Origin of the sequence: Salinibaculum salinum, assembly GCF_037645885.1 — an archaeon.
Taxonomy (GTDB): domain Archaea; phylum Halobacteriota; class Halobacteria; order Halobacteriales; family Haloarculaceae; genus Salinibaculum; species Salinibaculum salinum.
The window spans coordinates 25,211-38,130 of record NZ_JBBENW010000020.1 but is presented as its reverse complement, the minus strand read 5'-3'; the positions used below and the strand labels follow the sequence as shown (position 1 = coordinate 38,130).

Below are 12,920 nucleotides of genomic sequence, written 5' to 3'. Positions count from 1 at the left end.
CTTTAGCCGCGGGACGAACAAGCAGAAGCGAGATGGAAGGCGGCGCTGCCGAGAACTTTGTCCGGATGGGGACGCTTGGTATCGAAGAGGAATTTTACGTCGTCGACGAGCGGGCCAGACCGACGGCTGGCACCGACGAACTCGTCTATGAATCCGAGCCGCCCGCAATCCTCGAAGACAGGCTCGACCACGAACTGTTCAAATGCGTCATCGAGACACAGACGCCGCGTATCGAATCACTCTCGGACGCTCGGGAGCGACTCCTCGCCGTCAGAAACGCCCTCGTCGACCACGCCCGCGGGCACGGCTTCGACATCGCTGCGGCCGGCCTCCACCCTGAAGCGAGGTGGCGCGAACTCGAGCACGCGACGAAACCTCGCTATCAGGCGCAACTCGACCGGATTCAGTATCCCCAGCACCGAAACACGACTGCCGGGCTCCACATCCACGTCGGCGTCGATGACGCCGACAAGGCCGTCTGGATTGCCAACGAACTGCGGTGGTATCTCCCGCTCATGCTCGCGCTCTCGGCGAACTCGCCGTACTGGTGTGGTTTCGACACGGGACTACAGTCCGCACGAGCAAAGATATTCGAGGCACTTCCGAACACAGGTGTCCCGACAGCGTTTAATTCGTACGAGGACTTCGCGCAGTTCGAGCAAACGATGCTCGAAACCGATTCGATTAGCGACCGTGGCGAACTCTGGTACGACGTGCGCCCACACACTGGACACGGGACCGTCGAGGTTCGGACGCCAGACGGTCAGAAAGACCCCGACCGCGTGCTCGCGTTCGTCGAATACGTTCACGCGCTCGTCGAGGATCTGAGTGCGCGCTACGACGACGGCGAGAGCGGGTCCGACCACCGTCGGGAACTGCTCGACGAGAACAAGTGGCGGGCGATTCGCCACGGACAGGACGCCGAACTACTCGGCCCCGACTTCGAGACGACAGTCGAACTCGGGGAACTGGTCGACCGGGAAGCATCTCGATTGGGGGTGTCCGGCCTCCGCGACCTCTACGACCGACAGAGTGGAGCGACACGACAGCGGCGATACCGGGACGAAAAGGGCGTTGACGAACTCTGCCGGTCGCTCGTTCTCGAAAAGCGCTGAGTAACGGTTTTTACCAGTATTGACGCACCCCATCGGACGGAACCCGGACAAGACGGCCACAGAGCAACGTAGCCAAGGGTTTTTATCAGGGAGTCGCTTTCGTCCTCCTAGAGGCAACGTATGTCTGCGGATGAGACGCCAGAATCTGACGACGGGGACAGTAGTGTCGACACCGCCGGGGGCGGGTCGACGGGAGACGTTCGGCAGCGTATCGAACGCGAGGCCGATCGGGCAATCGAGCAGTTCGACGACGGGGTCGTCGACGTGCTCGGGTGGCTCCTCGATACGGAGACGCGGGCACGCATCTACGTCTTTCTCAGACAGCACCCACAGAGTACGAGCGAAGAGGTGGCAGACGGGACGGGACTCTATCCGAGTACAGTCAGAGAGGCACTTGCGGAACTCCACGAGGAGGACACAGTCGAACGACAGAAACGCGAGAGCGACGGTGCAGGAAACAATCCATACGAGTACAGTGCAATTGCGCCGAGTGAACTCGTCGGGACAGTCGTCGGCGATGTTCAGGACCAACTTAACGCAGTGTGTAATCTCGACAGGCAGTTCGAAGACGAGACAGCAGCCGACGACAACGGGGAACCCGATGACGGGCCAGTGACGATCACCGTCGAAGACGAGCGCGGAGAGTGAGTCTGTCGCGTGATTGAGATCAGACGGGGAGAGTCGAAGATTCTAAACGTCAACGCCCCGTGGCGGCTGATATGAAGGTCGCGCTGGGAGGGACGTTCGACCCGCTACACGACGGTCACCGCGCACTGTTCGAGCGGGCGTTCGAGTTGGGTGATGTCACGGTGGGGTTGACGAGTGATAGACTCGCTCCCAGAACCCGCCACGAAGACAGGAAAGTGCGGTCGTTCGAGGAACGGAAACGTGACCTCGAAGCCGAACTCACGCAGTTCGCCGACGAACACGACCAGTCGTTCGACATCAGAGAACTGTCCGAACCGACGGGTATCGCGAGCGAGGAACAGTTCGACGTGCTAGTCGTCTCTCCGGAAACCGAAACTGGCGGCAAGCGAATCAACGAAATTCGCCGCGAGCGCGGTCACGACGAACTCGAAATCGAGGTTGTCGACCACGTGTACGCCGAAGATGGCGATGTTATCTCCTCGACACGTATCGTCCGCGGTGAAATCGATGAACACGGCAACCTGACGCCGGACCGTGACGGCCGTCCAGCGACGACCGAAGAACACTATAGTAACAACTGAAACCGTTTACACACCGACCGCACCGCCGTCGTGCGGTCGTGTGTGCAATGGCTTTCAGTGGCTACTATAATTACCAGTCTGGCGCGTCCAGTCCGACCGTTTCGAGCAAGTCCTTCCAGTGTTGCTGGACGGATAATCGAGAGACGCCAACTGCATCAGCGACGGCACTCTGGGAGCGCTGATCACCGGCAACGAGGGCGCCGACGTACAGCGACGACGCAAGCGTCGCGCGTTTCGACCGAGACGATTCCGGCAGGTTCGAGAGAAAGATGTCCACCGCCCGCGACCGAGCGTCGGTCCCCAGATCCAGACGGTCTGCCGCCTCCTGGAGCTCCTCGATGTACGCCTCGTTGTCTACCTGATCGCTCGCCCGGTACACGGAAATCGATACGCGACCCGCTAAATAAAGTGTTTTGCAGAGTCAGCCAGTGATTCTGCCTCGCCGAACAAGACGAAATTATTTAGTCGAGGACGGGAGCACCCCCACCCAGAACGCATGTTCAGGTGGGTAGCGGTGGCGGTGGTAGTCGTAGTTGCATCGATCGCTGGCGTGGGGGTTGTCAGCGCGAACGAGCGGCCGCTGGCGGCGGCCGGACTCGACCAGGAGGTACCAGAGGGGTCGACTGTGTATCTCGACGGCGGGGGGTCACTCGATCCGGACGGGAGTATCGAGGAGTATCGCTGGACGATTCGCACTCCGAACGGTACCACGATACAGCCCGATTGCCCGTCCTGTGTGCAGACAGCGTTTCTCGCCGATCAAGACGGGACATACAACGTCACGCTGACTGTAACCGACGACGATGGGGCCACCCGCTCAGACACGATGTACGTCACTGCTACCGTGGTAGAGTCGCCATCGGTCACAGTGAGCGGCCCCGCAACAGTCGAGAATAGTAAGAGTGCATCCTTCGAAGCGAGTGCGACCGCCGGTTCGAACGAACTGACCACACTGGTCTGGCTATCTAACGGGACAGAAATCGAGCAAAAAGACGTGAGTAGTGAAACCGCTGACGATACTCTACGTCTCGATTTTCGGACGGAGGGTAGAACAGAAATCCAAGCGCGCATTATAGACGAAATTGGGTCGACGGGAACTGACAGCCATCGTGTCGAAGTTACGCCCAACCAAAGTGACGATGTGTCGACGAACACCGGCGGGCCCGACGGATACACGTCGATGCTGAGTCGAACTGACGACTCCTACGAAATTCTGATTCCCCGCGGCGAAGTTAGCGGTCGTGGATCCGGTACGATGTTGGATGAGAATGAAATTAATGCATTACAGGAGCTCACCGGCGTCAAAATGTCTTCAGTCGCGACTAATACTGGACTCACAGATGCACTCTCTATTACTAACCAACAGCTCAAAGACGATATTGATAAGGAAGCTGGGAGAAGAGGTGCTGGCTTTCTCGATTCGATTAGTGAATATATCAATCCTGAAAGTAGATCATACGAGGTCGATACTAAAATACAATACCAAAGTCCAGGAACGAATTGGGAACGAGTTGGACGGGTAGTAACAGATACTGAGACGACGGATTCCAAGGTTCACAAACCAAACTACGAACTCGTAGAAGTCATAGAAAATCCTGGTTCCCAAACGTACAGGGCACCACTTCCACGAAACCATTCGGACGAACAGATTGGGGTTTATCGACAATACAACACTCGATGGCAAGATACACGCCCCGCAGATGGAGATTACGAGGAGACTAGACGTAATATTGATCACTACACGTGGACTGAAACTGAGACTCGAACTGAGCGTGTTAAAATCGGGACGGAAGTTGTCGGAGAAGTTCCCGAGTACGGATGGAAGGAAGTTGAACGAACAGAGACAAAACATGTCTGTGTCGAACGGACGACCATCTACGGCAACAGTATCTGCACCAGAACGAAACCTCATCAAATTCGGACTACAGAGGAAGTTTGGGGAATCGTCGGGTCAAAAGAGATCACTCAACCTGTATACGATACGCACACCTACACAGAAGAGGTGACAAAAACCGGGAAGAACCCTCCAATTGGCGCTACCGACATCACAGCTCACTACACGACAGAGTACAAAATAAAGGAGGTAACCAGTTCAACGCCAGTCTGGCGTCCCGTCTCGACGAAGTACCGGTACGAAATCTACGAATATAGATGGGAACGCACCGACATTTGAATATTTATACACCATCCAGTAAAGACAATTATTCAATTTCATAATGTTTAGTGAGAGAACTGAATCCAACCTGTGCATGAACTGCAAGCACACCATCTACACCTCCACCAGCTCCTTTTTGCGACCAACGAGTTGGGATATCCCAGGTCTGATGGACTTGACCGTCAGGGTTTCTAAATTGTAGACGGACAGTCTCTGGAGGGCTCCCGTGTTTTTCTGAAAAAGAGAGATTCCCCCATTTAAAAATCGTCTCGAAGATTCTAACGCCGCCATCTGTGGAGCTAAATCCACGATAATCCATCTGCTCTTCGTCCTGTGGCATCTCGAACTCGATATAGAGAGATGCATTTGGACCAAGCGTCCGCGTCGATTCGGGAAGGTGTATCGTCTCGTTGAACAGCCCATAGTCGCTGACGGTCAAATTACCGTGCGTAGAGTTGTTCAACCGCTGAGCCAACTCCTCAACGTACGCTTTTCGTGCGCGGTCACCCGTCGCATAGGTAAACTCTTCAGGGAAAAAGCGAGGGTTGAACTGAGACTCGAACCCTGTCGCGTTCTCGTCCAGTTCAGCGCGGAACTCAGCGGGTGAGAGCGACTGATTCGCATAGCGCTCAGCCAGTGACTTCGAGAGTGTTGACTGCCATCGCGGTTCGTCTAGCTGACCCGGGAGTGTCAGCGTCACGTTCTCCGGTGCATCGGGATTGTTCGCCATCTCGAAGGCGGCAGCCTGGGGTACTGGCTCAGCTGACCCGTCGCGATAGCGGTCGATCACATTTTCGTCGCTCCTGAAAGTCAATGCCACACGATCTTCGTCGATAATTCGGGAGTCTCGCAGCACCACCGACCGACTACGCACAGTTGAAATGAACTCTTCCAGTGGTTCGCGCGGTTCGATCTGCAGGCTAAACAGCGTGTCGTCGGTGGCCGAGGAGACGATAAACAACTGTCGTCCGGGCTCTACTGTCGACGTGTTCAGGCGCGTCAGCGACAGGTGCCGTGTCTCGCCTGGTTCGACCCGCACGTGTCGTTCAGTAATCCGCTTTTCTCCCGCTGCTAGTGTAAGCGTTTGATTCGCCGTCGTGTTGCCGACGTTCTGTACGGTCGTATTGACCACGACGCGCTCTCCCTCCAGGATCGTCGTCTCGGTAGCACCCGCATCGACAATCTGGAATGTCGAATTCGGAGCCGAACTACTGTCTTCGCTCGCATTCGATGGTTGTTCTGGCGACGTTGCTGGTCCGGTTGGCGTTTGTGTGGCTGTCGGTGCCTCTGTCGGTGTCGCGTCGCTTTCCCCACCCATTCCCCCAGAACACCCAGCCAGGAGGACGAGGATAGCAACGAGACAGAGTGCTGCCCGCTGCATTCGTTTTGTAAGCGGGGATTGTCACGGACATCTACTTAAATTATGCCATCAGGATGTCGTTTGGCTGTCGTTTCGAAGGCCCGAGTATATAAATGTTCGCCAGCTGGTGAAAGTGCAAACGGCAGATTCATTTGCCGGTCGGCGGAATGTTCGAGTGCGCGCGGGTAGCCGAGCCAGGCCAAAGGTGCAGCGCTTAGGACGCTGTCCCGTAGGGGTCCGCCGGTTCAAATCCGGTCCCGCGCATGAGCGAACGAAGTGAGCGAAGAGCAGGACTGATTTGAACTACGCGAGACGAACGCAGTGAGTCTCGCACCGAGTCCAAATCCGGTCCCGCGCATATTCTATCCGGCCGACAGTGAGGAGCGAAAGCCCATAGGGGAAAATCCAGGGGTGAAATGGCAATACGCTTTTAGCCAAGTCTACACTTGTGGTAGTAGAAACTGAGACATGGCTGCCGACGAAAGAACAGCGGCCAGCCAGACCGTATTAAGCACCAGGACAGTATTCGTGGGCCTGGTGCTTGCTGCGGTCATGGTCGGTGTCAGCGCGGCAGTCATCTTCGGTGGTGGTCTCGATACGGTTGCCTTGGAGAACAGCGACGACGAAGAGAATACGCAACCAACTATCGTCGATGTCTCGGGCAACACAACTGTCACGGTTACGTACACCACTGCTGACAGAGAGACCGACGAGTTCGTCGTCGACGGCGTTGCTCCCGAGCTGAGCGATTCGGTCAATGGGTGGGCGTTCGTCGACAAGTCAGCGCTGCCAACAGCACTCGAACGAAGAGCCGACACCCGAACCGACAGTATCGTTCCAGTGGGTCATCGGGTGTTGATCGGGAACGTGACCAGTTCGACGAGACAGGTCGGGACAGCGACAGTGACGGTCGTCGCACCGGCGGGCCGAGGTGTCGACCCAACGCGGAAGTCGTATTTTATTTCGGAGTTCCTCTCGCCGTACTCGCTCAACCCCGACAAACAAGCAGTCACAGTGGTTGCGGCACCAGACGCGTTGCCGTACAAAGGATTGACCTATGCGGACGGGACTAGCTACGTGACAATCGAGGCGTTCTGGGACGGTGACGTGGGAAGTGTCTGGCTCCACGAAACCGTACACACCCGACAATCGTTCACACTCGACCGGGAGATGAAGTGGTTTCGAGAGGCCAGCGCAGAGTATCTCACCTACCGGGCTCTGCAAGAACAGTACGAACAAGTCGACGACAGCGATGTCCGGGCTCGACTCGACGCAGTCCCGGACTACCACGAAGCCAGACTGTCGGCTCCGTCCACGTGGGGGAAAAATCCGGTCGACTATACGAGGGGCGTGCGACTCCTCTATGCTATCGACGCGGCCGTCCGGACGGGTAGCGGTGGCGACCACACGCTGTTCGACGTCTTTTACGCGATGAATCAACGTGATGGAACAGTCACTCTCCAGGAGTTTCGGCACATCGTCGAAAATCATTCCGGAGATGACGAAGCCTGGATCGAGCACGCGATTACAGGGCCCGGACAAGTGAGCCAGTACCACGATGCGACCGACGTCTTTGTGGAAGGCTGAGAGGGAACAGTTTGCAGGCCAAAGAACGACTGTTTAAATCGGTCGCTCCGTCATTCGTAACCAAATGAGTGTACTCTCTATGTCGGACTTGAATTGGGTGGGTCGGCTGTGACCCGGTTCGTACTCGTCGCCGGAACGACTGGGACGGCAACGATCGACGGAATCAGTGCAGCAGGGGCGGACCCAGATGTGATGGTTCATACGCCGAGCGCGGACGCAGAGATCGTCGCGTACGGCGAACCAGTCCGCGCGCCGGTCGTACCGGTAAGTCCATCTGGCTGTCCAACCCCGGCAGTAATGACACGTGCCATCCGCGAAGAACTGGGCTTTGACCTGACGGTAGTGGACGGTGGGTTAGCAGAGCCGACCGGTGCACCCACCGTCACGGTCGGAGCGAGACCGGGCAGAGACATCCGCGAATCGGATCCGGTACCGACAGCTCCGGGTGCGTACGAGGCAGCGCGCCAGTTCGGGCGAGCGATTCCCGACGACGAACTGTTCCTGGCAGAGACGGTTCCGGGCGGGACGACGACAGCACTTGGTGTCTTGCGAGCGCTCGGTGAACGGGCATCGGTTTCCTCGTCGTTACCAGAGAACCCACTCGGACAGAAGGAGTCAGTGGTTACGGACGGGTTAGCAGCGAGTTCACTTGAGGACGGTGGGGCGGCAAACGATCCAAAACGAGCGCTTCGACGGATGGGAGACCCGGTGCTGGCTGTCACCGCTGGGATAGCCCACGGTGCAACTGAGACGGATACTGCAGTGGTGTTCGCAGGTGGAACGCAGATGTTCGCGGTCGTCGCGTTACTCCGCCACGCTGGCATCGAGGGACCACTCTCACTTGCGACGACATCCTTCGTCGCCGGCGACCAGACGGCAGCTATCGACGAACTGGCAGCGGACCTGAACGTCGACCTGACGGTGACAGACCCGGGATTCGACGGGAGCGATCACCCGGCGATGGCCGCCTACGCTGCTGGCGAGGCAAAGGAGGGCGTCGGGATGGGAGGCGCGCTTGCGTTGGCTGACCGAGCGGCCCTCTCGATGGCCACTGTTCGTGAGCGCATCGTGAGCGTCTACGATCGTCTGACAGAAAATACAGAGCGGCCCCAATAGTAAATATACGACAACATTCACGATCACCTGTTCCGAGGAAGCAGTGAAACCCCATTTATACCCGTTTACAAGGTTTCACTGTTCGTGTACGACAGTTGCGAGACGGATGTCAGACAGGTCGCAAGACTTTTTCCTGTCGGATGAGTTGATAGGACAATGACCGCGCTGGACGACCTGCTAGACGATATCGTTGCCGACGTGGATGCGGTGTTACTGTTCTCACCGAGCGCGGCGACTTTCGAGCCGTTTGCCGAAGCCGAGGTTACCTCCATCGTCGTCGCGCCGGAGAACACAGTGGATGCGGACAACTTCGTCGAGTTACCACTGGAGTTTACGGATGTCACAGGACGCATCCGGTTCGGACTGGAGGGAGCAGTCGAACAGGAGCTCGTCGACGACGAGGACACTGTGGCGTGCGCCACGAAACTGTTCGACGACGACGTCGACACTGTCGTGCGGGTGCAGGCGAGCGAGTTCACGCGAGCCGGCGTGTACGACCTGTTCGTGAACTCCCGAGCGGAAGCAGCAGTTATCCGAGACGTGTTCGAGGTGGCCATCGAACTCGGGAAGAAAGGGCAGAAAGGAAAGCCGGTGGGCGCACTCTTCGTCGTCGGAGATGCGGGGAAAGTAATGAACAAGTCCCGGCCGTTGAGCTACAATCCCTTCGAGAAGTCCCACGTCCACGTGGGCGACCCCATCGTGAACGTGATGCTCAAGGAGTTCTCGCGACTCGACGGAGCTTTCGTTATCTCCGATTCGGGAAAAATCGTCTCAGCGTACCGCTACCTCGAACCGTCCGCCGAAGGAGTCGACATTCCGAAAGGGCTGGGTGCACGGCACATGGCAGCTGGGGCAGTGACCAGAGACACGAATGCGACGGCAATCGTCCTCTCAGAGAGCGACGGAATGGTACGGGCATTCAAGGCAGGTGAACTCGTTCTTGAACTCGATCCGGAGGAGTACTAGATGCAGATCGAATGGGCGCGGTACATACGACGGATTTTCTCTGAGGAGACGGCCTTTACTATTTCCGTTGCGATACTGGTTCTCGGGATTTTGATCGCCTACTGGGTCTGGCGGTGGACCCACACTGTGATGCGCCAGATAGGCGTCGACGACCTGGTTGAAGGGACGCCGTTCGAGCGGACTGCACAGAATTTCGGCACCTCGACAATCAGCATCCTCGCTCAGTTGGCGGCGCTGTTCGTCTACATCGCATCCATCATCCTCGCACTGAACATCGCTCAATTGACCGACGTGCAGTTGTTCTGGGCACAAATAACGGGCTATCTGCCCCGTCTCTTTATCGCCATTCTGGCACTCATTGTCGGACTGGTCGCAGGCGACAAAGCAAAACTCGTTGTGAGCGATCACCTCCGGAGCATCAAGCTTCCCGAGGCAGAGATTATCCCAGAGATCGTCAAGTACAGTATTTTCTACATCGCGTTCCTGCTCGCGCTCTCACAGGTCGGTGTCGCTACGGAAGCGTTACTCGTCCTCCTTGCGGCGTACTCCTTCGGACTGGTCTTTCTCTCCGGCCTCGCGTTCAAAGACTTGCTCGCGGCGAGCGCAGCGGGCATCTACCTCCTGCTCGTCGAACCATACGCTATCGGTGATAAAGTCGAGATAGACGACAAGCGAGGTATCGTTCAAGAGGTCGATATGTTCGTCACACACATCGAGACAGACGGTGAAGAGTATATTATCCCGAATCAGCGAGTCATCCGATCGGGAATCATTCGGATCCGAGAGTAGCTACTCCGGTCGTCGTGACTCGCTGTCTGCGTGTTCGTCCCAGGACGGATTGTCGGCCTGAATCCGTTCTTCGGCCGACACCTGGTGTGCATCTGTCTCATCGAGTTGATAGATACGGGCTGCCCAGGGGCCGATTCTATCTGCGCCGTCGGCGGTCGTCTCCGTCTGTGACTTCTGGGTGGATTTCGACCGTCTTCCCGCCGGTTTCTTTCAGATACGTTCTGGACATGGATTCCCCCGCCCTTCGAGACCAATTTAGTAATAGTTTGGCAGACGTTGACAACGGAACCACGGTGTTTTTGTATCACTGCTCTGGACCGAGAAAATATCGATTTGTAGGCAAGATCACCCAGCACGCACACCTGAGTAAAAGAATGTATCGGCCCAGATATGGAAGGTATAATTCCCGGATTGTTAACTTTGTTAACTGCAATAGTAGAATGAGTGTATATGAAGCTTCGGGTTCACGTTATATGTTTTCGGTCTCTTCCTCGGCTTCTCAGTGCATCGGGAGTACAGCGTCTGAGAAAGCAATTCAGAGGGAAGTATGTTAACGCGACTCGGGGTACTACTATAACCCTCCAGATGTTAGGTACGGCTGACTATGAAGAAGCAGGAGCTCATTCATCTCCACGGGCTACTTGCACAGGTACAGAATCACTACGAAGAAGAGACAGGCGATACTGTCGAACACGACGAGTACGCCGAACTGGGCGTCCAGCCGACATCCATCCATAAATCGAAGACGGATCACAAAGCTGCTGTCTTCGCCATCGCGGACGGTATTACATCTGAGATGACCAGTGAAGAGACCGAGCGGGTCTCTGCGACTGCCGACTGAACGCACTGTTTCTCAGGCTCCAGCAGGAGCCACACACTACCTACCGCCCAGAGCTATCGCTATTCACGCTGAACAGTCGAAAACCAGACTGTCGTTACTCGTCGATAAGTTCCTCGAACTCCGGGAGCACGTCGTCGTCCTCGCTCGACGGTGACGAGGGTGATTCAGTCTCTTCTTCGTCGAGTGACTCCGACTCCGCGTCGTCGGCCGACTCGTCGCTCTCCCCCTCGCCCTCTTCGTCGAGTTCCTCGATTTCGAGGACATCGAGCGGAATGTTCTCCAGTCGCTGTCCAATCTCCTTCCGAGCAATACGGGCGGCGTGTTCGTCGCGCTCGACGTTGAACACCGTCATCTCGAGTTCGAGCGCGACCAGACTCTCGTCGGCAGCGATGAACGCGGGCTCCAACTCCTCGCCACAGTGCGGACAGGACCGCTCGCCCATGTTGATCTCGACGTAGTTGAGGTCCGGATTCAACATCTCTCCCGTCTTCGAGATTGCGATGCGAACCGCTTCGTCGGGAGACCCTACGTCGTACACTGGGACCGCGGCCTCGACGACAACTCTGCAGTTCATATACGTTGTTTGACTGGCAACCAATATGAAGGTTAGCCCGGTGGAACGATTCAGAAGGTCTGAAGGCCGTCCGACCCCTGTCTTGCGATAATGGAGTCCGGTGTCATCGACATCGACGCGCTTGCAGGTGGGTTCGACCTCCAGTCCACGCTGGAGAGCGGCCAGTCATATCTCTGGTGGCGGGAGGACGGCCGCGATTACGAAGACGACGAACAGTACGGCGGGGAGGCTCGCTATCTGACGACGACGCGCATCGATGGCAGTCCCGCAGCCCTTCGCGTCTGGCAGGCGGACGGACAGCTCCACTGGGAGTCGACTATCGACGCCGAAGCAGTCGTCCGAAACCGACTCCGTCTGGACGACGACCTGTCCGCAATCCGGGTAGCGACGCCCGACGACGACCTGCTCGACGACGCCTTCGACACCTACAGCGGAATGCGACTGGTCCGTGACCCGCCCTTCGGCGCGCTCGTTTCTTTTATTTGCTCGGCACAGATGCACGTCACTCGCATCCACGGGATGCAACAATCCCTCCGGGAAACGTTCGGCACACCAGTCGAATTCGACGGCGAGACGTACCACGCCTATCCGACACCCGAACAGTTGGCGGCGGCGAGTGAATCGGAGCTACGAGACCTGAGTCTCGGGTACCGCGCTCCCTACGTCAAGCGTACTGCCGAAATGGTTGCAACAGGAGAGGCCGCCCCCGCCGACGCCCGAGAGGAACCCTACGAGGAGGCCAGGGACGCACTCACGGCGTTCGTCGGTGTCGGCGAGAAGGTTGCCGACTGTGTCCTCCTGTTCTCGCTGGACTATCTCGAAGCGGTCCCACTCGACACCTGGATTCGCAAGACGATTGCCGAGTACTACCCCGACTGCGACCGGGGCAACTACACGGAGACATCCCGGGCGATTCGAAACCGACTCGGCGGCGAGTACGCCGGCTACGCCCAGACGTACGTGTTTCATTACCTCCGAAATGAGACGAGTACAGACGTCTAGCCCTGCAGACGAGACCCCAGACCCAGCCCCGAAACGACGTTGTGAAAATAAGGAGAGTCGAAAGAACAGTCCGAACGCGCGAAATCAAACTTGCCAGGTGGCCGCGGCCGAACGCTGCACAGCGGCAAATAGCTGGGTTGGAAACTTGTCTGCTCCTCTCAGTGCCAGAGTCGCTATTCGGGCGCC

Annotated in this window: 13 protein-coding genes and 1 tRNA gene; 11 read left to right on the top strand and 3 right to left on the bottom strand. The window is 57.2% G+C overall.

Going from position 1 to position 12,920, the window contains the following annotated elements; translation table 11 throughout:
- The first annotated feature begins 32 nt into the window (after positions 1 to 32).
- The 3 genes from WDJ60_RS15585 (at position 33) to WDJ60_RS15575 (ending at position 2,344) form a co-directional block, all read left to right on the top strand.
- Positions 33 to 1,115 (top strand): glutamate--cysteine ligase, encoded by a 1,083-nt coding sequence (locus WDJ60_RS15585; RefSeq protein WP_340101565.1) that lies wholly within the window; start codon positions 33 to 35, stop codon positions 1,113 to 1,115.
- 120 nt (positions 1,116 to 1,235) lie between these two features.
- On the top strand, positions 1,236 to 1,763 hold the full coding sequence (locus WDJ60_RS15580) for a winged helix-turn-helix domain-containing protein (protein WP_340101564.1): 528 nt from the start codon (positions 1,236 to 1,238) through the stop codon (positions 1,761 to 1,763).
- 71 nt (positions 1,764 to 1,834) lie between these two features.
- Positions 1,835 to 2,344 carry a phosphopantetheine adenylyltransferase gene (locus WDJ60_RS15575; protein ID WP_340101563.1) on the top strand — a complete coding sequence of 170 codons (510 nt, stop codon included), beginning with the start codon at positions 1,835 to 1,837 and terminating at the stop codon, positions 2,342 to 2,344.
- Between the two features lie 70 nt (positions 2,345 to 2,414).
- Here the strand turns inward: WDJ60_RS15575 and WDJ60_RS15570 are convergent, their stop codons facing one another.
- Positions 2,415 to 2,723: a transcription initiation factor IIB family protein gene (locus tag WDJ60_RS15570; RefSeq protein ID WP_340101562.1), complete on the bottom strand. Its 309-nt coding sequence runs from the start codon at positions 2,721 to 2,723 to the stop codon at positions 2,415 to 2,417.
- A 135-nt stretch (positions 2,724 to 2,858) separates the two neighbouring features.
- On the opposite strand from WDJ60_RS15570, the gene WDJ60_RS15565 reads away from it, so the two are divergent.
- Positions 2,859 to 4,517: a PKD domain-containing protein gene (locus WDJ60_RS15565; RefSeq protein WP_340101561.1), complete on the top strand. Its 1,659-nt coding sequence runs from the start codon at positions 2,859 to 2,861 to the stop codon at positions 4,515 to 4,517.
- A 28-nt stretch (positions 4,518 to 4,545) separates the two neighbouring features.
- Here the strand turns inward: WDJ60_RS15565 and WDJ60_RS15560 are convergent, their stop codons facing one another.
- Complete coding sequence (locus WDJ60_RS15560) at positions 4,546 to 5,631, bottom strand: hypothetical protein (protein WP_340101560.1); 1,086 nt, start codon at positions 5,629 to 5,631, stop codon at positions 4,546 to 4,548.
- Between the two features lie 407 nt (positions 5,632 to 6,038).
- Between WDJ60_RS15560 and WDJ60_RS15555 the strand changes: the two genes are divergently transcribed.
- The 6 genes from WDJ60_RS15555 to WDJ60_RS15530 all read left to right on the top strand — a co-directional run bounded on the left by WDJ60_RS15555 (position 6,039) and on the right by WDJ60_RS15530 (position 11,158).
- Positions 6,039 to 6,123: transfer RNA gene (locus WDJ60_RS15555), tRNA-Leu, on the top strand.
- A gap of 204 nt (positions 6,124 to 6,327) precedes the next feature.
- Entirely contained in the window at positions 6,328 to 7,446 is a 1,119-nt protein-coding gene (locus WDJ60_RS15550) for a hypothetical protein (protein WP_340101558.1), read from the top strand.
- Positions 7,447 to 7,554: 108 nt separating this feature from the next.
- On the top strand, positions 7,555 to 8,562 hold the full coding sequence (cobT, locus tag WDJ60_RS15545; RefSeq protein ID WP_340101557.1) for a nicotinate mononucleotide-dependent phosphoribosyltransferase CobT: 1,008 nt from the start codon (positions 7,555 to 7,557) through the stop codon (positions 8,560 to 8,562).
- Between the two features lie 156 nt (positions 8,563 to 8,718).
- On the top strand, positions 8,719 to 9,528 hold the full coding sequence (gene dacZ, locus WDJ60_RS15540; RefSeq protein ID WP_340101556.1) for a diadenylate cyclase DacZ: 810 nt from the start codon (positions 8,719 to 8,721) through the stop codon (positions 9,526 to 9,528).
- Complete coding sequence (locus WDJ60_RS15535) at positions 9,529 to 10,317, top strand: mechanosensitive ion channel domain-containing protein (protein WP_340101555.1); 789 nt, start codon at positions 9,529 to 9,531, stop codon at positions 10,315 to 10,317.
- 604 nt (positions 10,318 to 10,921) lie between these two features.
- Complete coding sequence (locus WDJ60_RS15530; protein WP_340101554.1) at positions 10,922 to 11,158, top strand: UPF0058 family protein; 237 nt, start codon at positions 10,922 to 10,924, stop codon at positions 11,156 to 11,158.
- Between the two features lie 94 nt (positions 11,159 to 11,252).
- Here WDJ60_RS15530 and WDJ60_RS15525 read toward each other — a convergent pair whose 3' ends face one another.
- Complete coding sequence (locus WDJ60_RS15525; protein WP_340101553.1) at positions 11,253 to 11,732, bottom strand: DUF555 domain-containing protein; 480 nt, start codon at positions 11,730 to 11,732, stop codon at positions 11,253 to 11,255.
- 90 nt (positions 11,733 to 11,822) lie between these two features.
- On the opposite strand from WDJ60_RS15525, the gene WDJ60_RS15520 reads away from it, so the two are divergent.
- Positions 11,823 to 12,734 (top strand): DNA-3-methyladenine glycosylase family protein, encoded by a 912-nt coding sequence (locus tag WDJ60_RS15520; protein WP_340101552.1) that lies wholly within the window; start codon positions 11,823 to 11,825, stop codon positions 12,732 to 12,734.
- Positions 12,735 to 12,920 lie beyond the last annotated feature (186 nt).

Bases quoted from the DNA above. Each gene is read 5' to 3' on its own strand.
- WDJ60_RS15585 (WP_340101565.1), top strand. From the start codon at position 33: ATGGAAGGCGGCGCTGCCGAGAACTTTGTCCGGATGGGGACGCTTGGT.
- WDJ60_RS15580 (WP_340101564.1), top strand. From the start codon at position 1,236: ATGTCTGCGGATGAGACGCCAGAATCTGACGACGGGGACAGTAGTGTC.
- WDJ60_RS15575 (WP_340101563.1), top strand. From the start codon at position 1,835: ATGAAGGTCGCGCTGGGAGGGACGTTCGACCCGCTACACGACGGTCAC.
- WDJ60_RS15550 (WP_340101558.1), top strand. From the start codon at position 6,328: ATGGCTGCCGACGAAAGAACAGCGGCCAGCCAGACCGTATTAAGCACC.
- dacZ (WP_340101556.1), top strand. From the start codon at position 8,719: ATGACCGCGCTGGACGACCTGCTAGACGATATCGTTGCCGACGTGGAT.
- WDJ60_RS15535 (WP_340101555.1), top strand. From the start codon at position 9,529: ATGCAGATCGAATGGGCGCGGTACATACGACGGATTTTCTCTGAGGAG.
- WDJ60_RS15530 (WP_340101554.1), top strand. From the start codon at position 10,922: ATGAAGAAGCAGGAGCTCATTCATCTCCACGGGCTACTTGCACAGGTA.
- WDJ60_RS15525 (WP_340101553.1), bottom strand. From the start codon at position 11,732: ATGAACTGCAGAGTTGTCGTCGAGGCCGCGGTCCCAGTGTACGACGTA.
- WDJ60_RS15520 (WP_340101552.1), top strand. From the start codon at position 11,823: ATGGAGTCCGGTGTCATCGACATCGACGCGCTTGCAGGTGGGTTCGAC.